The following is a 20,063-nucleotide window of genomic DNA, read 5'->3' on the forward strand; positions in this document are numbered from 1 at the left end:
GCGTTATTGTTAAGTCCCGCTTAACGCAACGGTAACGCGCATTGCATTGATGATGGCGCCAGAGCGGCCTATACTTGACACAGATCAAGCGTTTCCCGATCAAAGCGCATGCTGCAGAAAGTTAAAGAGACCCCCCGAGGAGGAATGAACGATGCCTTACATGGAAACCAAGGATGCGACCCGTCTCTACTACAAAGAGTGGGGGACGGGAAATCCTGTCGTGTTTATTAGCGGGTGGGGGCTGAGCTCCGAGATGTGGAGCTATCAAATGATTGATCTGAGTACGAAAGGTCTTCGCTGCATCGCCTATGACAGACGCGGCCACGGCCGTTCGGACGATCCGGGAGGAGGTTATGATTACGATACGCTTGCGGACGACCTTGCTTCACTTCTCGATCATTTGGATCTGCGCGGGGTCACATTGGCGGCGCACTCCATGGGCAGCGGAGAGATCGTCAGGTATTTGACCCGTTACGGCAGCAGCCGTATCGACAGGCTGGCGTTGATCGGAACGGCCCTTCCCTTCCCGCTCAAAACCGCGGATAATCCGGACGGATTCAACAGGGAACTGATCGACAGTAGCCGGGCGATGTGGAAAAGGGATTATCCCCGTTGGCTATTTGAGAACGAAGGCCCGTATTTCGGAGCTGGTCTGCCCGGCTGCTCCGTCTCCCCCGAAATCGTTGAATGGACCAAGGCGGATATGCGTCAGACCTCTCTCAAGGCGATTCTCGATTGCAATCTGGCGGTTATCGAGACGGATTTTCGCGAGGAACTTCGTGACATTTCGCTCCCGGCGCTGATTGTTCACGGTAACAAGGACTGCTCCTTCCCGATCGAGATGTCGGGCATGGTTGCCTCGCGGCTGCTGCCGAACAATCAGTTCGTCGTCTATGAGAACGCTCCGCACGGGTTGTACATCACTCATATGCAGCGCCTTAACGACGACTTATTGGAGTTTGCATTAAAAAAATGACAAAAAGGTACCGGAGTGTCCCCGATTCCTTCTGCCAATCAATAAACTGCTCCCCAATTGTTAGGCATAAACTAACATTGGAGGGGCAGTTTCTTGATAGCTACATCAACAGCACAAGAAATTTGTTCCAGATGCAGCTTGTTTTTTGTACCTACTAGTATGTATAATGAAAAACAAAGGAGGGATTGATTCGTGACCGCAAAGGAACGCCTGCTATCGGCAACCAAGGATTTGCTTTGGGACTATGGGTATGAGGCGATGAGTCCGAAGGATATTCAGAAGAAGGCCGACGTTGGGCAAGGGAGCTTTTATCACCATTTTGAAAGTAAAGAAAGTTTGGCGGCTCAAGCGGTACGCGAAATATCAGACGACATGCAAAATGCGCTGAGTGCCTTGGTTGAGGCGGATAAGCCCCCGCTTGAACGCGTTAAAGACTATTTAAAGCAGCCGAGAGAAGCGCTTCGCGGTTGCCGTATTGGCAAACTCGTGCAAGAGATATCGGTCACTCAAAATACTTTGATGCCACCTATTTCCGAATACTTCGCCCGTTTGCAACAAGAACTGGCTTTCCTACTGCAATTGGCTCAGCAGGAAGGAGCGTTTCCGCCGAAGGCGGATGCAGCGCAACTGGCAACAGCGATAACGGCTGCCGTACAAGGAGGATACGTTCTTTCCAGGGCACGGAAAGATCCTAATCAAATGGAAGCTGCCACAAGCGGAATACTGTCGATGATTGAATTCATGGAAGCGAGGTCATAACCATGTCTACTTTCCATATCGAGTCTCTGGATTCTGCCGTGTTCGCCGGAAGCCGAAACCGCCTCGATGAAGGAAACGTTCCTTCGATAGAAGGCGCTATGGCGGTATTGGATACATTTTACCATGCGTTTAATACTCGCAATCTAAGCTTGTTTACCGAGGTGTGGCTCGATCATCCGTTGATTCAGCTTAATAATCCGCTAGGCGGCATCATGAGGGGAGCGGAAGATATTGAGGAGTTGTATAGAAAAGTCTTCCGAGGGAACGTGTTTGTGACGGTTGAGTTCCACGACATCATTCTGTATTCGTCCTCCGAGCATGCCGTATTTGCCGGCCGTGAAAGAGGGACTTACCGGATCGGTTCGGATACGTATCCGCTGAATATTCGGACTACCCGTTTTTTTCAATATATCGGCTCCGAGGTCGGTTGGAGACAAATTCATCACCATGGATCCATTGACGACAGCCTGCTTCTTCGTAACTATCAAAAAGCCGTAAGCGGAGCATAAGATAAACATAGTGCTTTGGTCATGAAAAAACGCATTGTCTACGATCGCGACAATGCGTTTTTCGTGCTTTTTATCAATCGTTCAAAGCGGCGATGTCGAGCCCGCGAAGGCGCGTCGGGTCGGCAATCATGCCGATCTCGGCGATCTTGCCGTCCGCGACCGCGAATTCGAGAATAAAGATCGGTTGATCCAATTGGCCCGCGACGATGCCTGCCGATCCGTTCACGAGCACCGGCCTCATGCCCCTGGCACGATCGGTGAAATGCTTGAACTGCTTGGCCACGGCCTCTGAGCCGCGAACCACCGGCACATTCGCGACCGGTGCGAATACGGGGTCGTTTCGAAGGACGACGTTCGGGTCCAATACCGAGAGCAGTTTCTCAAAGTCTCCGTTGCGCGACGCGGCGAGGAAGGCCTCGACAAGCTCTCTTTTTCGCTGAAGCTCCGCTGCTTCCGATGTCGATTCGGCACCCTGAACCCGGCGGCGGGCGCGGCTCGCAAGCTGTCTTGCTGCGGCTTCGTTGCACCCGATAATGGGGGCGATCTCCGAGAAAGACAAGGCGAATATATCGTGAAGCACGAACGCGATGCGTTCGGCCGGATTCAATTTCTCGAGGACAACGAACATCGCACTCCCGATAGAGTCAGCCATCAGCGCTTCATGCTCCGGATTGCCGCCGTCTTGATGACCGGTAACCGGTTCAGGCGCGCTAGGCATCACGAGCTCCTCGCGTCTCGTCCTGCGCGTTCGCAGCATATCCAGACACACCCTCGAGACAATGGTTGTCAGCCATCCCCCCATATTCTCGACTTCGCCCGTATTGGAGCGGGTAAGACGAATCCATGACTCCTGCACGGCGTCATCCGCTTCGCTCCGTGATCCAAGCATCCGATAAGCTACCGCCTGCAAATGATTCCGATGCGCCTCGAATTGTTCGACCAGCCGGTTGTGATCGTTCAAACGCCACAGTCCCTCCCTACGTTTCTCATTTATCTACTTATTTGTCGTAAGAAATTCTGAAAATGTGACGGAAGCATACGAAACGATTGTCACGTTTCCTTCATGACTTACGACATAGACAGTGACAGGGGAAACCGATCTAGGGGAAAGAAGAGTTTGCCTTGTCCGTTGAATCCATTTAAACCTAGGAGATGATGATTGTGAGTACGAATTTGATTCCTTTTCTTGAAATGAACGGAAGCGCGAATGAGGCCATCGATTTATACGTGAAGGCGTTGGATGCCAAGGTCGCCTATATGCTTCGGTTCGGAGACATGCCGGAAAATCCGGAAGCTCCGCTGCCGCCGGAAAAGAAGGACTGGGTGAATTATGCCGTCTTGAAAATCGGCGATTCCGAACTGCAGATTTCCGACCATGTTACCGGCAGCGCCTATGAGAAGGGAACGCAAATCACCATCGTCGTTCAAACCGACGACAAAGAAAAGGCTGCCCAATATTTCGAAGCTTTGAAGCAAGGCGGACGAGTGAACGAGCCGCTGCAAGCAAGTTTCTTCAGCCCCGCTTACGGGAATGTGACGGATAAATTCGGGATCACGTTCCGGATCCTTGCAAAACGTCAGTAATCTTAGGAAATGCTTTGAAACAGCCTGCCGGCGATCCGGCAGGCTGTTAAGCTATCGGCCGGACGCGAGCGGCTAAACTTTATACGTTACCAGAGACGAACAAAACTGGGACAGACTCGTTCCGGTTTTTTTCTTGAACATTCTGCCGAACGTATGGACGTCGGAGTATCCGACTTGGCCTGCGATCTCGCTTACCGACAGGTTTGTCTGCAATGCCAGCTCCCTCGCCTTCTGGATGCGCACCCAGGTCAGGTACTGCATCGGGGTTAGACCGAACTGCCGCTTGAATTGCACGATAATATAGTTGCGGCTCAGCCCGGCTATATGTTCAAGGTCGCTGTGCTGGACATTCTCGGCGTAATGCTCGCGGATGTGATTTTGCAGCAGCAGGAGCTTGGCCTTCGTTCGAGCCTCCACTGCGGAGCCGTCCCGCGTCCGATTCAGCCCCGCCGCCGTCTCCCCGAGCACCTCAAGCAGCAGGCCCTGCGCTTGCAACTGCGAGGAAAGACTCGGCTGCCGGTACAGGAGAACGAGCCGATTCAGTTTTTTTTCGATCTCCGTACCCGCATAGTTTCCGAGCAGGTGCGTCTCTCCGAATAACCGGTGTACCGGGAATTCGCTCTTCCCGAAGTGGAACACGAAGGATAGACATACATAGGGCTCTCCCTCCAAGGTCAGGATGGAATGAGGCTCGCCGGGACGATGGAACAGCAGGTCGCCTTTAACGGTAGAATACAGACGCCCGCCGACCGGGTAATCCGCTCTCCCTTCCACTACATATTGCAGGACGAACTGCCCCATCGTCCGGTTGCGAATCTCCCACCCTTTCGGTGCATGAAACAAATGCGCCAGCGTGATATAGGGCGGATAATCGAAGTCCGGCGGGTCCGAAGCCGTTTCGCTCGGCGACAGGCCGCCCGGTGCCGACCGTTCCAGCTTTTCATCGACCATGGCAATCGCCCCCCTGATTCCTCTATCGTAAAGGAAAGTGATTCCGGCAACAAGAATCAATGTTCGGACCAAATACATCGGACGTCGTTTTCGATACAATCTTACTCGAAAGCACGACCAGGAAACTCCAATCCCTATGAAAAAGAGGAGACGATTCGATGAGCAAGCCGCAGGTTGAGATGTTCTACGCCGATGCGCGTACGCAAAGCCGCATAACGGAAGAGCAAGCCCGTTTTTTTCTGGATAACGGATTTCTTGTCGTCAAAGGGGTGCTTCGGGGAGAAGAGCTTCAGACCGTTCAAGCCGAGATGGAAAAGCAGACGGCCAAAGGCGCCGCCGGCGTCCGGGACGACCCGGACTACATGTACGGCACGGGCGGCAAAACCGGCCGCAACGTCCTGCGCCGCATTGAATATGTTATCGACAAGAGCGATCCGATGAAGGCGCTTCTCGGTCACCCTTTTATTCTGCGTTCGGTCGAGAGGCTGCAGGGCCGCAACTTCATTCCGACTTGGGACTCGATGGTTCTCAAAATGCCGGATGAAGGCATCATCGTACCGTGGCACCGCGATGCGGAGGTTCCGTCCGGCTGTACGGATCCCCGTCCCATTTTTAACGTCGACTTCTACTTGGACCCGGCGGACCTCGCGACCTGCTTATGGGTCATCCCCGGCAGCAACAAGTGGTCGCCGGAGGCGTGCAAAGCGCGGATCGACCGGGATGGACCCGACCGATTCAGTACGGAGGACGCGATTCCGGTTCCCATGGAGGCGGGCGACGCCATTTTCCACGACATTACGGTGCTGCACGGTTCCCCCGCGGGAGACGGCAATCCGTTGCGCCGCACGGTCTATTACGAGTTCCGCCCCGGCGAGATCGAATCGAACTACGGACCGCACACGCGCGAGTACCTTGAACTGAAGCAGCAGGTGCTGCTCGAGTGCTTGGACCGCCGGGCCGCCGTCTCTTACTCTCAAGGCGAGGAGCCGTTCGTCTATCGTCCGGACGGGGAATTCGCCCTCGGCGAGCGTATGGAGCCGGATACGTTTCGCTATCCTCATCAAAAGTATTGGCGCAGTTAATCGAAAAAAGTAAATTTGGACCTAGAAGCCCAACGCCAGTCGGTCATCTTGATCGGCTGGCTTTTTCTGAATTTAATCGTTTTGTACCGGATGCCAGTTAGAAATTAACTTATAATAAGCAGAACAAGAATAGAAACGAGGTGATCTTAATGGGCGAAACTGCCATTCGTTTGATGAATGAAGGCGATCCTGCCATAATCTCGGAAGCTTTTCGTAATCAAGGATGGAAGAAGCCAGTAGATCAATTCCTCAAATATCTGGAGGAACAAGAAAATAGGCAGCGCGTGACGCTGGTGGCTAAGGTTAAGGGCGATTTTGCGGGTTATGTAAATGTGGTATGGGAGTCTGATTATCCTTATTTTAAAGAGCGGCATATCCCGGAAATTCAGGACTTCAACGTATTGGTGAAATACCGGCGTCGCGGCATAGGTACAATGCTAATGGATCAATCGGAGGAAATCATCAGCGAGCGGTCAGAGTTCTCGGGACTTGGCGTAGGCTTATTCAGAGATTACGGGGCGGCCCAGCTATTATACGTGAATCGCGGATATGTCCCGGACGGCAACGGAATTTATAAAAACGGCGAGTACTTGCAGTACGGCCAACAGGTACTTGTAGATGACGATCTAAATTTATTTTTCGTTAAAAAATTGAGCAAAGAAGTATCTAATGAATGAGCTTGAAGAGGGAGTTCGGAGCCTTTTCCCAAAAGCCGCTTGATTGTTGCCCGGTCTAGGTTTACATTAGTAAACAATCATCGGCGAGCGGCCGGCGTAGACCCGCCGCTATGCAAAAAAGGGGAAAGCAGCGATGTTCAAAGTCATGATCGCGGACGACGAATCGTGGATTCGCAAAGGCTTGCGGGCCATGATCGACTGGGACCGTCTGGGCCTGGCCTGGGACGGCGAAGCGACGGACGGATTGGAAGCGCTTCAAATGGCGGAGAGCCGCAAGCCGGACATTCTGATCACCGACATCCGGATGCCGGGGCTGGACGGCCTGCAGCTGGCCGAGACGCTGACGGGCGGTTCGCCGCATCTGAAAGTGCTGATCGTCAGCGGCTACGGCGAGTTTGAGTACGCGCGAAAGGCGCTTCAGCTTGACGCCGTCAGCTATATTCTGAAGCCGATCGACCCGGAGGAGCTGAACCGGACGCTGGAGCGGGCGGTCGGCAAGCTGGAGACCGAGAGGAAAGAGCGGCTAATGACGACGCGGCTGCCGGATCTGCTGGAGAAGCAGGCCGCGGACCTGTGCCGCGGCGAGAAGGTTCGCCCGGAGCTGGCGGAAGCTTTCCTGGAGACGCTGCGGCTGCAAGGCGCGGATGCCCGCTGTCTCGCATGCTTGCTCCTCCACTACGACGATGAACGATACGATTCGGCCGGGATGGCGGCGCTCGTTGCGGAGGCGGCTTCATCCTTGCCTTCGAGCCGGAGGCGCCTGATTGTATGGGAGCGCGGCCAGAGGCGGATCGGGGCCGTCGTGCTGGCGGACGACGATACCGGGCTGCGAACGTTCGCGAGAAGCTTGCTGTGGACGCTTCGCAAAAATAACGTCTGCGGCGTTTGGGCGACGATGGGCGAAGCGTTCGCGGCGGCCGACGCCGGCCGGCTCGGCGTCTCCTGCCGGCAAGCGCTGGAATTGGCCGAGCGGAACGCCTTGCACCGGTCGGAGGAATTCATGGCCTACGGTCCGGAGACCGAGGAGAAGCCGCCGTTCCAATATCCGCTGCATCTGCAGAGGCGATGGAACGAGTCGCTTCGACTGAACGACGTGGCCGGTTCGGAGGCCGTTCTGGCGGACATCGTGGCCTATTACGCGACCGCCGAGGGCGCGTCGCTCACGCATGCCCGCAGCTTTTTCCTGTCCATCGCTTCCGATGCCGCGAAGCATGTGCTCGATCAGTCGGCCGAGGACCGGCGGCTTGCGGAAGCCGGCTTCGCGTTCTGCCGGAATATCGATACGTTCGACGACCTGGAGCGAATGGCCGGCCGGCTGCGGCAATTCGTGCGCGACGCCGCCGATCAATCGGCCGGAGAAGCCCGGACGGACGTTCGGAAGAACATTCTGGCGGCCGCCGAATACATTCGCGAGAATTACGCCGAGGACATCGGCTTGAACTCCGTCTCCGCCCGCTTTTACGTCACCCCGAGTTATTTCAGCAGCACGTTCAAGGAAGTGATCGGAGAGAACTTCGTCGACTTTCTAACTCGCGTCCGGATCGGGAAGGCGAAGGAATATTTGCGCGGCTCGGCCGTTAAAGTCGGGGAGATCGGCAAGCTGGTCGGCTATTCGGACAGCCGGTACTTCAGCAAGCTGTTCAAAAAGCATGTCGGCAAGATGCCCACGGAATACCGGGAAGATTGCCTTCGCGAGGCCGGGAACCGATGAACGGAATCGGCAGGCTGCTGTTTTTCCGCCGGAGCATTCAGGCCAAGATGGCGCTCAGCTTCATGGCCGTCTGTCTCGTTCCCCTCGTCCTGCTCGGATGGGCCTCCTATTCGTGGTACGCCCATCTGGTCGAGAACCGGACGGCCGAGTACAACGCGAAGCTGATGAGCACGTTCACGACCGATATGGACCAGTTCCTCGTTCAGGTCGAGCAATTCTCCTATACCGTCTATCAGGACAATTTCCAGGCTTTGTGGAAGGACAGCTTGAACGCCAACGACTTCGAGAAGATCCGCGACCAGCTCGGGATGAACGAACTGTTCCTGAGGCAGGAGGAATTCTACAATTTCCGCGGCATCGTGCAGGCCGTTACGCTTCTGGACGGCAAAGGGGCCGTCTTTTACGAGAACAAGGAGACGGTCAAGCCGGACTATCGCTTCGGAGGGGAAATCTGGCTGCGGATGCTGCAGAGCGGAGACGCCGGCGACTGGCTGCTCGGCCCTTATCTGACCCAGCCTTGGCTGCCGGACAACCTCGCCCCGAGCGGGGAACAGGCGGACGATTTCAAGCTGACCTATATTCGGAAAGTTTCCGATCTGCAGCGGCCGCAAACGATTCTCGGCTATATCATGCTGCACTTCAGCCTGAAGGAGGTGCAGAAATTTCTGCTGCCTCTCATGTCGGACTCCTCGGGATCGATGATGATCGTCGACCGGAACGCCGGAACGATCGTGTACGACACGGACGTCGGCTTGATCGGCCAAGCGGTGCCCGCCGGCATCGGAAAGCCCGAATCGGGAGGGAAGGGTTACCGGATTACGAGCGAGAAAGGCCGCAAGTATTTGGTTACTTCCGCCTCGCTGCGGTCCGTCGACTGGGACGTCTACTGCAAGAACGACCTGGCGGCGCTGCTGGCCGACAGCCGCAGAATGCGAACGATCACGCTGCTGTTCGTGGCGGCCAGCTTCGCGCTGGCCATTCTGGCCGCGCAGTTTCTTTCGGCCGGCCTCGTCACTCCGATCAAGCGGCTCAAGAACGCGATGCTCAAAGTGAGCCAGGGCTATCTCGGCGTGCAGGCGAACCGTCTGTCGCAGGACGAGATCGGGGAGCTGGGCCGTTATTTCAACGAGATGATCGGACGCATCAAGTATTTGATCGAGCAAGTGTACCGGGCCGAGCTTCACGAGCGGGAAGCGAAGCTGAACGCCCTTCAAGCCCAGATCAATCCGCACTTTCTGTACAATACGCTGGAGACGATCAACAGCATGGCGGCGGTGGAAGGAGTGCGCAAGGTCGGAGACATCGCCCGGGCGCTGTCCGACATGTTCCGCTACAGCATCAAAGCCGGCGGCATTCAGGTCGACGTCGCCGACGAGATCGGGCATATCCGCAACTACCTGAAGATCGTGTCGGTCCGGTTCGAAGACAAGCTGACATTCGGGTTGGAGATTCCGGAGGAACTGCTCCGCTATAAAATGATCAAGCTCGTGTTCCAGCCGCTCGTGGAAAATGCGGTGTTCCACGGCATCGAGACGAAGCGCGGCCGCGGCGAGGTGCGGATCGAGGCTCGGAAGGAGGACGGCGACCTGATCTTCATCATCCGAGACGACGGGACGGGGATGACGGAGGAGCAGTTGGCGTCGCTTCGCCGAAGGCTCGCCGATTCGTCCGCGACCGGAACCTCGGAAGCCGGCGCCGGCAAGGTCGGCGTCAAAAACGTGCACGACCGGCTTCGCTTCTATTACGGGGATCCGTACGGAATCTCCCTGGACAGCCGGCCGGGAGCCGGAACGCTTGTCACCGTCCGGATTCCCGCCAGCTTGGAGTAAAAAAAGACACACGGTTCCGTAAATCCGTCTCCTTGTTGGGAGCGGACTCCCCTTCTATAATGAAGCCCAGATCACTTCAAACCGTGAAGGGGAGGAGCCGCTTGAACGATTACGCCCACCGAACATTGCCCCGCCGCGGCGGCCTGCTGCGCCGAATGTGGAAGGCGCGGAACGCCTATCTGTTTCTGCTTCCGGCGCTTCTTCTGCTGTCCGCTATCAAGTATTACCCCTTTCTGACGGCGTTCGTCGAATCGCTGTTCGATTGGAACGGCGTCAACGTCAACCGCTTTATCGGGTTCGCCAACTACGCCGAGCTGCTGAAGGACGAGAAGATCCGGGTTGCATTTGAAAACGCCTTCAAAGTCTCTCTCGCCACCGTTCTCATCAACCTGACCGCGCCCCTGCTCGCCGCCCTGCTCGTCTTTCGGGTCCGCAGTCCGCGGCTGCAGAACGTGCTGAAGGTCGGATTCATCGTTCCGCTGGTCGTCCCGATGATGGTGCTCATCCTGCTCTGGCGCTGGATGTACGCCGGCGATACCGGCCTGATCAACCAGGCGCTGGACGCCGTCGGCCTGGAGAGCCTGAAGCATTCGTGGCTGGGCGATTCGTCGACCGCGCTTGGCGCGATCGTGTTCGTCGGCTTCCCGTGGGTGGCCGGGCTGCCCTTTCTGCTGTATCTCGCCGGCCTGCAGAACATTTCGGAAGACCTGTTCGAAGTGGCCTCGATGGAAGGAGCGACGCCTCTGCGAAGGATGATCGCCGTCGAGCTTCCGCTGCTGTCCGGGCAAATCCGGCTGGTACTCATCTACTCGCTCATCCAGTCGTTTCAAGTGTTCGAGGCGCCTTACGCGATGACGAACGGAGGGCCGGGCATCTCCACGATTACGCCGTCCCTGCACATTTACGACCAGGCGTTCAATTACGGCCGGTTCGGCTACGCCTCCAGCATCGGCGTCGTTCTGTTCGCGGTGCTGCTCGTTCTGACGATCGCGCTCCAGAAGCTGATCCGCAACTCGGACAAAATCGACTAGAAGGTGGCGAAGCATGAAAAAGAGCAACCCGTGGACCGTCGTCTTCGTCCTGGCCCTGTTCGCCGTCGCGATGTACCCGTTCTTCGTCCTGCTGGCGTCTTCGTTCAAGCATCAGATGCAAATTTACGAGTCTCCGTGGTTTTTCTCGTCGCCGCTTTATCCAAGCAATTACGGCGTCGCGTTCCGGCAAATCTCGCAGCCGATCGTCCATTCGCTGGCCGTCACCGCCATCGGCGTCGCGGCGACGCTAATCGCTTCGGCCACGGCCGCTTTCTCGTTCGCGAGGTATTCGTTCCCGTTCAAGAACGCCCTCTATGGCGTCATCATCATGCTGCTCATGATCCCGGGCTTCGTCATCCTGGTGCCCCAGTTCATCAGCGTCAAAAACATGGGGATGTACAACACGCTGCTCGGCCAGGCGCTTCCGCCGGCCGCAAGCTATACGGCGATGGGCGTCATGCTGATGCGCGCCTTTTTCGAAGGGTTGTCGAGAAGCTTGTATGAAGCGGCCGAAATGGAAGGGGCCCGCGACTTCAGCGTGTTCGCCCGGATCGTGCTGCCGCTGTCCAAGCCGATCGTCGCCACCGTGGCGATCATGTCGGGGCTGCAAATCTGGAACAACTTCGTCTGGTCGCTCGTCGTGACGACCGGCGACAAGGTGAAGCCGGTCATCCTCGCCATCATGACCGTCCAAGGCGGGATCAACGAAGGCGACGGCGTCAAGCTGGCCGGGTACGTAATCGCTTCCTTGCCGCTGCTCATCCTGTTTTTCGCGGCCACGAAGCCGTTCGTCTCCGGCCTTACGCAAGGCGCCGTTAAAGGCTAAATCGAAACGAAACCGGGAGGTCAACTTCAACCATGCGCAAATCTTGGAAACTCGGATCCGCTCTGCTCGGATCGGTACTGCTCGTCTCGTCGCTGTCGGGCTGCGGCGGCGGCAATGGCAATAACGCCAACAATGCTAACGACGGAGGCCAAGCTTCCGCCCCGTCTTCCGCCTCATCCTCCGCTTCGCCGTCCGGCTCGGCCGCGAAGCCGGGCAAGGGCGCCAAAATCAGCGTCGCGTATTGGGGAGCGGAGTTTGCGACCGCTCAAGACGTGGAGAAGACGTACAAGCAAATTTTCGAGGATTACAAGAAGAAAACGGGCACCGACGTCGAATTTACATTCGTACCGGACAACAACTACCGAACCTGGATGGTCACCCAGCAGGCGGCGGGAAGCATGCCCGAGGTGGTGCTCACCCGGATGGCGTGGGTGTGGGAGGATTACGCCAAAAACCAGGTTTACGATATGACGCCGTACCTGGAGAAGGAATCGCCTTACAATCCGGGCAAGCCGTGGAAGGACACGTTCCTGCCGAGCTTCTACAAGGACAGCGTCAATCCGGCGAACGGCATCGTCAACTCGGTCCCCGCGTACACGGCGATGATTCGCATCCTGTATAACAAAGAGCTGTTCGCCAAGGCGGGCATCGACCAGGCGCCGCAGACGTGGCCGGAATTCATCGAGGACTGCAAGAAGCTGAAGGACGCCGGCATTACCCCGATGGCGATGTCGGGCCAATCGAACAGCCACATGACCTGGTTCCTGACGTCCATCTTCGGGCAGCTTGACGAGCAGCTTCGCAAGCAGATGGATACCGACGGGGACAATATGGTCATCAAGAACGAGCTGGCGCGCGCTACCGACAAAGGGCTGATCGACTACACGAAGTATCCGTTCAAGGACGGGCTGGAGCTGTTCAAGGACTTCTCGCAGTATTGGAACTCCGACTTCAACGGCATCGACGAGAAGAGCGCGCAGCAGCTCTGGCTGACGGGAAAGGCGGCGATGCTGCTGATGAACTCCGCCGACCTGAAGCTGGTCGACGACATGGAGGGGCGCACCTTCGAGTACGGAGGCATGCCGATTCCGACGCTGACCAAGGAACAATTCCCCGAAGCGATGGGCAAATCGGTCGTCCTGGGCGGAGCCGCAAACGAATCTTGGGCGATCTCCAGCACCGCGAAGGACGACAAGCTGGCGGCTTCCGTCGACCTGATTCAGTACCTGACCTCGCCGGAGATCGAGGGCCGGCTCGCGAACGAACTCGGCCTGCTGCCGACGATTCCGAACGCCGAGCTGCCGGATAAGCTCAAGGGCTTCGTGCTGCAGAACGAGGACATCCGCCGGGCCAACTATACCGGACCCGCCACGATCAAGGAATTTTCCGATTTCCTCGTCAAGTCGCTGCAGCTGTATTTGAGCGACAAGGTGGACGTGAACAAGCTGACCGAAGAGTTGAACAAGGAATGGAAGAAAGGAATGGACAACGCGAAGACGACGAACGGCTGGACGGAAGCCAACGGCTACGGGATGACCAAGAACTGAGCGGCTTCCGGGAAAAAAAGGACGGGGGAAGCGGATCGCTGCTCCCCCCATCGGCCTAAGGAGGATCCCGACATGGCGCAAGCCCCTTCGATTCTGTTTATCATGTGCGACCAGCTGCGGGCGGACGCGATCGGCGCGTACGGCAACGGACTCGTCCGAACGCCGAATCTGAACCGGCTGGCCCGGCGCGGACTGCTCTGCACGCAGGCGTATTCCACATGCCCGGTCTGCATGCCGGCCCGCTATACGATCCGCACCGGACGCGAGCCTTACCATACCGGCTATTACGACAACGGGGGCCTTCATCTTAGCGAGAGTCAGCCTGCCGATCCGGAAGCCCGCTGCGGGGATTACCTGCCCCGGACGATGAGGAAGCTCGGCTACCGCACGTTCGGCGTCGGGAAGTTCCATACCGCCCCTTGGAACGAGGAACTCGGCTACGAGGCGCAGCTGCGCAGCGAGGAATTGTGGAATACGGCCGAGCAGCGGGAAGGTGACGACTACGTCCGCTTCATTCAGGAGCGGCACCCCGAATACGGACATCTTGAGCAGCTGCACGGCGAGCGGACGGAGATGTACTATATGCCGCAGACGAGTCCGCTTCCCGCCGAGCTGACGGTAGAAGCGTGGGCGGCGGACCGGGCGGTGGAATTCATCGATGCGGCGGAAGACGACGAGCGGCCGTACTTCGGCTTCGTCTCGTTTATCGGACCTCACCCGCCTTTGGCGCCGCCGATCCCGTTCAACCGGATGTACAACCCGGACGCGATGCCGAATCCCGTTCGCGGAGACCGGGAGACGGATTGGATGGACGAGCAGCTGCCCTGGATGAACCACTTGATCTGGGCCGAGGACATCGACGACCCGCGGGCGAGGGCGCTGAAGGCCCGGTATTACGGGGAGATTACGTACATCGATCAATGTCTGGGCCGGGTTCTCGACGCGGTGGAGCGTCGTCCGGATGCCGACAACACGCTCATTTGCTTCTTTAGCGATCACGGCGATCATATGGGCGACCATCATGCGTGGCAGAAGGAAAGCTTCTTCGAGGCGTCGGCCCGCGTGCCGTTTCTGATCAGCTGGCCTTCGCAGCTTCCTCGCGGGGAAGAGCGGGACGATCTGCTCTGCCTCACCGATCTGTTCGCCATCGCCACCGGCGCGGCGGGCCGGCTCGAGGAGCGCGACGGCATCGACGCGCTCGGCAGCCTGACCGGGAGCGCGAAGCCGAGAGAGCGGCTGTTCGGCTGGTACGGCCAGCCCGGCGAGCCGACGTTCAAGGTGATGGTTCGCGATCCGGAATGGAAGTATATCTACATGGCCAACGGCGGGCGCGAGCAGCTGTTCCATTTGCGGGAGGATCCGAACGAGCTGCGGGAGTTGGCCTCGTTCCTGCCCGACGTCGCGGCCCGGCTTCGGCAGGCGGCGCGGGAGGAGATGGCGAAGCATGAGGCGCTCGCCCCGGCGTTGGCCGACGGGGACCTCCGAAGCTTTCCGTTCCGCGCCAGAGAGCTGACGCGAATCCGGCAGTTCGATCTGTCGCGCGGCGTCGCCGATTTTACGATCAACGGATGACCGGGATCGTCCTTGACAATCGCTGCCGGCATGCAAAAGCCGGCAGCGTTTTTTATTCCAGCACGGGGGCCAAGCTGGCCGCCACCACCGCCAGCACGTCCCGCACCATCGCTTCCGCCGAGCGGTTCTGAGGGCTGCGGCTCCACTGCACGGCCGATCCGAAGATGCCCCAACTGACGACGAGGGCCGTGGCTTCAATCGTCTCGCGCGAGACGGAAGCGTTCGGTTCTTCGCCGAGCCATTGGAGCAGGAGCTGATGAAGCTCTTTTTGCGTCGCGATCTCAAACAGCGGTTCGAATTGGCTGTCTCCCGGCTTCATGTACTCTCTGGTGCGGGCAAGAAAGTCGAAAACGGCGAGAATGAGCGTTCGCAAGCTGCCCATATCCGAGATGGCGGCCGACGGCAGCGATTCTCTGATCTTCCTCTGAAATTTCTCTCTCATCCAGCTTTCCAGAAACGCATACTTGTCTTCGAAATGCGCGTAGAAGGTCGCGCGGTTTACCGTCGCTTGCTCCGCAATATCCTGGATGGAAATGGAGTAGATATTCTTTTTCTGTTCCAGCAGTTCCATGAAGGACTGCATCAGCAGCTGGCGCGTGCGCTTGACGCGGGGGTCGTTCGGGTTTACCGGCATTTCCGACTCGCTCCTTTATACCAATAGAAAAAACCGACAAAAGCGCGAAGGTGTTGTCTAGGCAACGATAACCGCTTATTGCTGATTGTCCGGCTCTTCTCATCGGCGTATTCTTTCATTGTACAGTGTATTATACGCGAAAATGATGTATAAACGACACTGTTGAATTTATGGAGGTGGTTATTATGATCGTCATCACGGCGCCTACCGGACAGATCGGCCGCCAGGTCGTCGACAACGTCCTGGACAGCGGAGAGGCCATCCGCGTCATTGCGCGGGACCCGTCCCGTTTGTCTCCGCGCGTGCGCGAGCGCGCCGAGGTCGTACAGGGATCTCACGACGACATTGAAGTCGTCGCAAAAGCGTTGGAGGGAGCCGATACCGTGTTCTGGCTGGTTCCCCCGGATCCGCGCGCCGAGAGTGTTCAGAGCCATGTCTTGAACTTCGTTCGTCCGCTGTGCGAGGCGATAAACCGGCAGGGAGTAAAGCGCGTGATCGGCGTCTCCAGCCTGGGCCGCGGGATCGCCAAGAATGCCGGACAAATCTCCGCGATCTTCGCCATGGACGATCTGGTCGAGAGCACGGGGGTCGACTATCGCTCGCTGTGCATGCCGGGCTTCATGGATAATATGCTTTGGCAGGTCGAGCCGATCAAACGTCATGGAGCGTTTTTCTATCCGATATCCGGAGACCTCAGACTCCCGACTTGCGCAACCCGCGACATTGCCGCTGTCGCCGCCAACCTGCTGCTCGACCGTTCCTGGAGCGGACAGGAGAACGTCCCGGTGCTTGGCCCCGAAAACCTGTCCCACAACGACATGGCGCAGATTCTATCCGAAGTGCTGGAGCGGCCGATCCGCTTCCAGCAGATCTCCGGAGAAGATTACAAAGCCACGCTGGTGCAGCACGGAATGTCCGACGCGTGGGCTCAGGGGCTGATCGATATGGCGGCCGCAGTCGATCGGGGCTTCTATCTCGCCGAGCCTCGTACTCCGCAGTCCTCCACTCCCACCGGTTTTCGCCAATGGTGCGAAGAAGTGCTGAAGCCGGCCGTCTTGGCCTAAGGAGGATTCTGGACGAAGCCTGGTCTCCAGCGTTTCTTGCAAGTCATCGGTTCAACACCGTCAGGAACACTTGGCGGTGTTTTTTTTGTGCATCCGTGTCGATTCGTTCTCACTCCCGGACGCTGTGGATCGGGGCGATTCTGTCGCCGGGTTCGTATTTTCTGTTTCTGTTCGCCGCGGGCAGCGTCAACGTGTCGTCCATCTCCCCGGTCCGCGAAGACGGCATCGGATTCGGCGCGTTGTTCGGCTTGCTGATCCTGAAGGAACCGCAGGGCGTCCGCAGGATAACCGCTTCGGCGGCGGTGGCGGCGAGCATTGTTCTGGTCGCGTTGTCCTCGCGCTAATTCTACCCCTGCATTCGGAGCAGCGATCAGGTAGAATAGAGAGAACGTCTCGCAACGCAGTCATCGGAGCTTACGGAGGGGAAGGGAGCCTTCTATGATGCTTGCAATCTACTTGCTGCTTATCAATGTGATCGCCTTCGGCATGATGGCGAACGACAAGAGGCGGGCCGTTGCCGGCAGAGGAAGACGCCGCATTCCGGAGAAAAATCTGTTCCTTGCGGCGGCGCTGGGCGGCGCGCTCGGCGCGTGGATCGGCATGCGCGTCTGCCGCCATAAGACGAAGCACGCGTCATTCGTCGTCGGCATTCCCGCGCTGCTTGTCTTGAATATCCTCTGCGTGTGGCTGATCGAGCGGGCATAGGCCGGCTCGACAGACATTCGAAACGGAGATAGCCGATAAAATCGGCTAACGGGACTTGGGAGAGGGCCGGAAGGTAGTAGATAGCCGATAAAATCGGCTAACGGGGCCTGGAAAAGGGCCGGAAGGTAGGAGATAGCCGAGAAAATCGGTTAACGGAACTTGGGAGAGGGCCGGAAGGTCGGAGATAGCCGAGAAAATCGGCTAACGGGATCCCGTGAGGTACCATACAATTGGAAAAAGGGCGGCTCCCGCAAGGAGCCGCCCTTCTCTTTACGCTCATCCGCCGTCCCCGGCCCGGCTTCAAAGAGCCGGAGAATCGGATGACGGCTCGACCGCGATGACGTCGGCGAGCTGGCGCAGATCGCTCTCGTTCGTCTGCAGGCCGGCCTCGGTGCGAAGCGTGTCGATCGACTGGCGCAGATTGTTCTCGTCGACGACGATGTACGGATTGACCCACTTGGAATCGAGGGTCAGAATTTGCGTCGTCTCCGGCTTCATGCTCTGAAAGTCCAAAATCCAGGACCTAAGGTCCGACTCCGGGATGTCCGTGCGCACGCTGTCGCCGGCGATATCGAGCACCTTGCCCCACTGCGTCATTCCCTGGAAGGTAGCCAATTTGTTAATCATCTGCGACAGCACCTGCTGCTGGCGCGCGTTGCGGGCGATGTCCGACGACTCTTGGGTCCCTTCGTTGGACTTGCGGTAGCGGACGAAGTCGAGCACCTGCTGGCCGTCCAGCTCCTGCTGTCCTTTCCTCAAGTCGATATTCGTTCCGTCCGCCGTATCCCGGTACTTCATATCCATGTCGACGTCGATATCCAGCCCTCCGACGGCGTCGACCAGCTGCCGCAGCCCGTCGAAGTTGATGAGCACCATATGGTCGATGGGAAGCTGGAACAAGTCGCCGAAGAATTCCTTCGTATTGGCGATGGCCGTATCCTTATCCTTGTTGTAAAAATAAGCGTAGTAGTAGTTCGCCTTGTGGGAGGAAAGCGTCTGCGGCTTCAGCTCCATGTCGCGGGGAAGCGAGAGCAGCGTCATCTTCCGGTCGGCCGGGTTGAGGACGGCGAGCATCATCACGTCCGTATTGAGCGTGCCGCCGCTGCCGGCGCGGCTGTCGATGCCGGCGAGCAGGAAAGTCATGGGGCGGTTGTCCGTTTGGGTATCGGCGTTGTCTCCGGAAGCCGAAGGGGACGGTTCCGCGGAAGGGGAGGCGGAGGCGGAAGCGGACGGCGAAGGGGGAGCCGCGATCCGGCCCAGCGCACGATCGGCCTTATAATAGAGATAGCCGGCGTACGAGCCGATCAGGATGACCAGCGCTCCGACGCAAATGCCGGCGATTCGCAAAGTACGGCGAAGTTTCGATTTCGCTCGCGTTTGATTCATGGGACTTTCCTCCGAAATGGTTCATTTTGAATACGCATGGTGTCGACGGCATCGAAAAAACCGCTAATTAGACGAAAAAGGCAAGGGAGCGGTTGCAACCTCTCCTGTTATGATAATATGAATGCAGCGGTGCTAACAGTCCCAAATGGAAGGAAGAGACGGGTATGCAGATCGATTTGTCGGGCAAAACGGCCCTCGTCACGGGAGCGACGGGCGAACTCGGGCGCGTGATGGCGCTGACGCTGGCGCGCTGCGGCGCGGACCTGGCGCTTCACTACAACAGCAACGCCGCCAAGGCTCAGGAGCTGCTCGCGGCGATCGGGGCGCTGGGAAGACGAGCCGTGACGGTTCAGGCGGACATCACGGACGGGAATTCGGTCGCGGAACTGAAGCGGTCCGTCTCGGAGCAGCTGGGAACGGTCGATATCGTGGTGGCCAACGCGGTCGTGCAGTACGAATGGACGTCGGTGTTGAACCAATCGGCGGACGATTACCGGAGCCAGTTCGAGTCCTGCGTCATGCAGAGCGTCTACCTGGCCAAGGCGTTCATCCCGGAAATGATCGCGAAGCGGGGAGGCCGGTTCATCGGCATCAACACCGAGTGCGCGATGCAAAATTTCCCGAACCAATCGGCTTACGTGGCGGGCAAGCGCGGAATGGACGGCGTTTACCGGGTACTGGCCAAGGAAGTCGGCGAGCATCAAATTACCGTCAACCAGGTCGCCCCCGGCTGGACGATCAGCGAGCGGGATCGCGTAAACGGCACCGAACGCAGCGAGGACTACGAGCGCGGCGTGCCGTTGAAGCGCCGCGGCACCGATCAGGAGATCGCCAACGTCGTCGCTTTCCTCGCGTCGGATCTCGCGAGCTTCATCACCGGCGCGTACGTCCCGGTCAGCGGCGGCAACGTCATGCCTGCGATCTGACCGGCCGAAGTCCCAAGCCCCGCCCTCGCCCATACGGGACGAGGACGGGGCTTTTTCGATTTTGCGTGCCCAGCCAAGCACGCATTCTCTAGCCGGTGGAAGTCCGGTCACGGGAGGGGCCAAGCCCCCGTGTAGCTAGGATGCCTGCGTACGGCGAAATCTGTGCGTAGAAGCGCATCGACGAAAGTACCTGTCGGAGATAGGGCGAGCAACAGACCAGGCCGCAACATGAAGTGAATCCTGCCGCGTCGTCAAAAAGGCCTCGCAAGAGGGAGAAGAGGAAGCCGAGCCCCG

At 58.0% G+C, this 20,063-nt stretch carries 20 protein-coding genes; 16 read left to right on the forward strand and 4 right to left on the reverse strand.

Annotated features, from left to right (window positions below):
• The first annotated feature begins 160 nt into the window (after positions 1 to 160).
• From H7C18_RS25780 to H7C18_RS25790, 3 genes are all read left to right on the forward strand, one after another.
• The gene (locus tag H7C18_RS25780) at positions 161 to 976 is read left to right on the forward strand and encodes an alpha/beta fold hydrolase (RefSeq protein ID WP_202887438.1); all 816 of its coding nucleotides are present in this window, start codon (positions 161 to 163) and stop codon (positions 974 to 976) included.
• A gap of 192 nt (positions 977 to 1,168) precedes the next feature.
• The gene (locus tag H7C18_RS25785; RefSeq protein ID WP_185131974.1) at positions 1,169 to 1,735 is read left to right on the forward strand and encodes a TetR family transcriptional regulator; all 567 of its coding nucleotides are present in this window, start codon (positions 1,169 to 1,171) and stop codon (positions 1,733 to 1,735) included.
• A 2-nt stretch (positions 1,736 to 1,737) separates the two neighbouring features.
• Positions 1,738 to 2,244 carry a YybH family protein gene (locus H7C18_RS25790; RefSeq protein ID WP_185131975.1) on the forward strand — a complete coding sequence of 169 codons (507 nt, stop codon included), beginning with the start codon at positions 1,738 to 1,740 and terminating at the stop codon, positions 2,242 to 2,244.
• A gap of 73 nt (positions 2,245 to 2,317) precedes the next feature.
• Here H7C18_RS25790 and H7C18_RS25795 read toward each other — a convergent pair whose 3' ends face one another.
• On the reverse strand, positions 2,318 to 3,205 hold the full coding sequence (locus H7C18_RS25795) for a sigma-70 family RNA polymerase sigma factor (RefSeq protein WP_185131976.1): 888 nt from the start codon (positions 3,203 to 3,205) through the stop codon (positions 2,318 to 2,320).
• A 200-nt stretch (positions 3,206 to 3,405) separates the two neighbouring features.
• Between H7C18_RS25795 and H7C18_RS25800 the strand changes: the two genes are divergently transcribed.
• Positions 3,406 to 3,828, forward strand: a complete 423-nt coding sequence (locus H7C18_RS25800) for a VOC family protein (protein ID WP_185131977.1) — start codon at positions 3,406 to 3,408, stop codon at positions 3,826 to 3,828.
• A gap of 72 nt (positions 3,829 to 3,900) precedes the next feature.
• On the opposite strand, the gene H7C18_RS25805 is transcribed toward H7C18_RS25800, so the two are convergent.
• A complete protein-coding gene (locus H7C18_RS25805; protein WP_185131978.1) occupies positions 3,901 to 4,779 on the reverse strand; it encodes a helix-turn-helix domain-containing protein in 879 nt (292 codons plus the stop codon).
• Positions 4,780 to 4,937: 158 nt separating this feature from the next.
• On the opposite strand from H7C18_RS25805, the gene H7C18_RS25810 reads away from it, so the two are divergent.
• The 8 genes from H7C18_RS25810 (at position 4,938) to H7C18_RS25845 (ending at position 15,054) form a co-directional block, all read left to right on the forward strand.
• On the forward strand, positions 4,938 to 5,861 hold the full coding sequence (locus H7C18_RS25810) for a phytanoyl-CoA dioxygenase family protein (RefSeq protein WP_185131979.1): 924 nt from the start codon (positions 4,938 to 4,940) through the stop codon (positions 5,859 to 5,861).
• Between the two features lie 149 nt (positions 5,862 to 6,010).
• The gene (locus tag H7C18_RS25815) at positions 6,011 to 6,538 is read left to right on the forward strand and encodes a GNAT family N-acetyltransferase (protein ID WP_185131980.1); all 528 of its coding nucleotides are present in this window, start codon (positions 6,011 to 6,013) and stop codon (positions 6,536 to 6,538) included.
• A gap of 133 nt (positions 6,539 to 6,671) precedes the next feature.
• Positions 6,672 to 8,249 (forward strand): response regulator, encoded by a 1,578-nt coding sequence (locus H7C18_RS25820; protein WP_185131981.1) that lies wholly within the window; start codon positions 6,672 to 6,674, stop codon positions 8,247 to 8,249.
• Positions 8,246 to 10,078 carry a cache domain-containing sensor histidine kinase gene (locus H7C18_RS25825; RefSeq protein WP_185131982.1) on the forward strand — a complete coding sequence of 611 codons (1,833 nt, stop codon included), beginning with the start codon at positions 8,246 to 8,248 and terminating at the stop codon, positions 10,076 to 10,078. The genes H7C18_RS25820 and H7C18_RS25825 overlap by 4 nt, the downstream gene beginning before the upstream one ends.
• A 101-nt stretch (positions 10,079 to 10,179) precedes the next feature.
• On the forward strand, positions 10,180 to 11,109 hold the full coding sequence (locus tag H7C18_RS25830) for a carbohydrate ABC transporter permease (RefSeq protein ID WP_185131983.1): 930 nt from the start codon (positions 10,180 to 10,182) through the stop codon (positions 11,107 to 11,109).
• Between the two features lie 13 nt (positions 11,110 to 11,122).
• Entirely contained in the window at positions 11,123 to 11,935 is an 813-nt protein-coding gene (locus tag H7C18_RS25835) for a carbohydrate ABC transporter permease (RefSeq protein ID WP_185131984.1), read from the forward strand.
• A gap of 32 nt (positions 11,936 to 11,967) precedes the next feature.
• The gene (locus H7C18_RS25840) at positions 11,968 to 13,482 is read left to right on the forward strand and encodes an ABC transporter substrate-binding protein (RefSeq protein ID WP_185131985.1); all 1,515 of its coding nucleotides are present in this window, start codon (positions 11,968 to 11,970) and stop codon (positions 13,480 to 13,482) included.
• 72 nt (positions 13,483 to 13,554) lie between these two features.
• On the forward strand, positions 13,555 to 15,054 hold the full coding sequence (locus H7C18_RS25845) for a sulfatase family protein (RefSeq protein ID WP_185131986.1): 1,500 nt from the start codon (positions 13,555 to 13,557) through the stop codon (positions 15,052 to 15,054).
• A gap of 52 nt (positions 15,055 to 15,106) precedes the next feature.
• Here the strand turns inward: H7C18_RS25845 and H7C18_RS25850 are convergent, their stop codons facing one another.
• A complete protein-coding gene (locus H7C18_RS25850) occupies positions 15,107 to 15,688 on the reverse strand; it encodes a TetR/AcrR family transcriptional regulator (protein WP_185131987.1) in 582 nt (193 codons plus the stop codon).
• A 185-nt stretch (positions 15,689 to 15,873) separates the two neighbouring features.
• Here H7C18_RS25850 and H7C18_RS25855 point away from each other — a divergent pair, with 185 nt between their 5' ends.
• The 3 genes from H7C18_RS25855 to H7C18_RS25865 all read left to right on the forward strand — a co-directional run bounded on the left by H7C18_RS25855 (position 15,874) and on the right by H7C18_RS25865 (position 17,457).
• Positions 15,874 to 16,752, forward strand: coding sequence for an NmrA family NAD(P)-binding protein (locus H7C18_RS25855; protein WP_185131988.1), 879 nt, complete (start codon positions 15,874 to 15,876; stop codon positions 16,750 to 16,752).
• Between the two features lie 95 nt (positions 16,753 to 16,847).
• Positions 16,848 to 17,096, forward strand: coding sequence for a hypothetical protein (locus H7C18_RS25860; protein WP_185131989.1), 249 nt, complete (start codon positions 16,848 to 16,850; stop codon positions 17,094 to 17,096).
• Positions 17,097 to 17,190: 94 nt separating this feature from the next.
• Entirely contained in the window at positions 17,191 to 17,457 is a 267-nt protein-coding gene (locus H7C18_RS25865) for a DUF1294 domain-containing protein (protein WP_185131990.1), read from the forward strand.
• A gap of 300 nt (positions 17,458 to 17,757) precedes the next feature.
• On the opposite strand, the gene H7C18_RS25870 is transcribed toward H7C18_RS25865, so the two are convergent.
• Positions 17,758 to 18,843 (reverse strand): LCP family protein, encoded by a 1,086-nt coding sequence (locus H7C18_RS25870; RefSeq protein WP_185131991.1) that lies wholly within the window; start codon positions 18,841 to 18,843, stop codon positions 17,758 to 17,760.
• 164 nt (positions 18,844 to 19,007) lie between these two features.
• On the opposite strand from H7C18_RS25870, the gene H7C18_RS25875 reads away from it, so the two are divergent.
• Positions 19,008 to 19,769 (forward strand): SDR family NAD(P)-dependent oxidoreductase, encoded by a 762-nt coding sequence (locus H7C18_RS25875; protein WP_185131992.1) that lies wholly within the window; start codon positions 19,008 to 19,010, stop codon positions 19,767 to 19,769.
• The last annotated feature ends 294 nt before the right edge of the window (positions 19,770 to 20,063 follow it).

Origin of the sequence: Cohnella zeiphila, from assembly GCF_014212055.1 — a bacterium.
GTDB classification, from domain to species: Bacteria; Bacillota; Bacilli; order Paenibacillales; family Paenibacillaceae; genus Cohnella; species Cohnella zeiphila.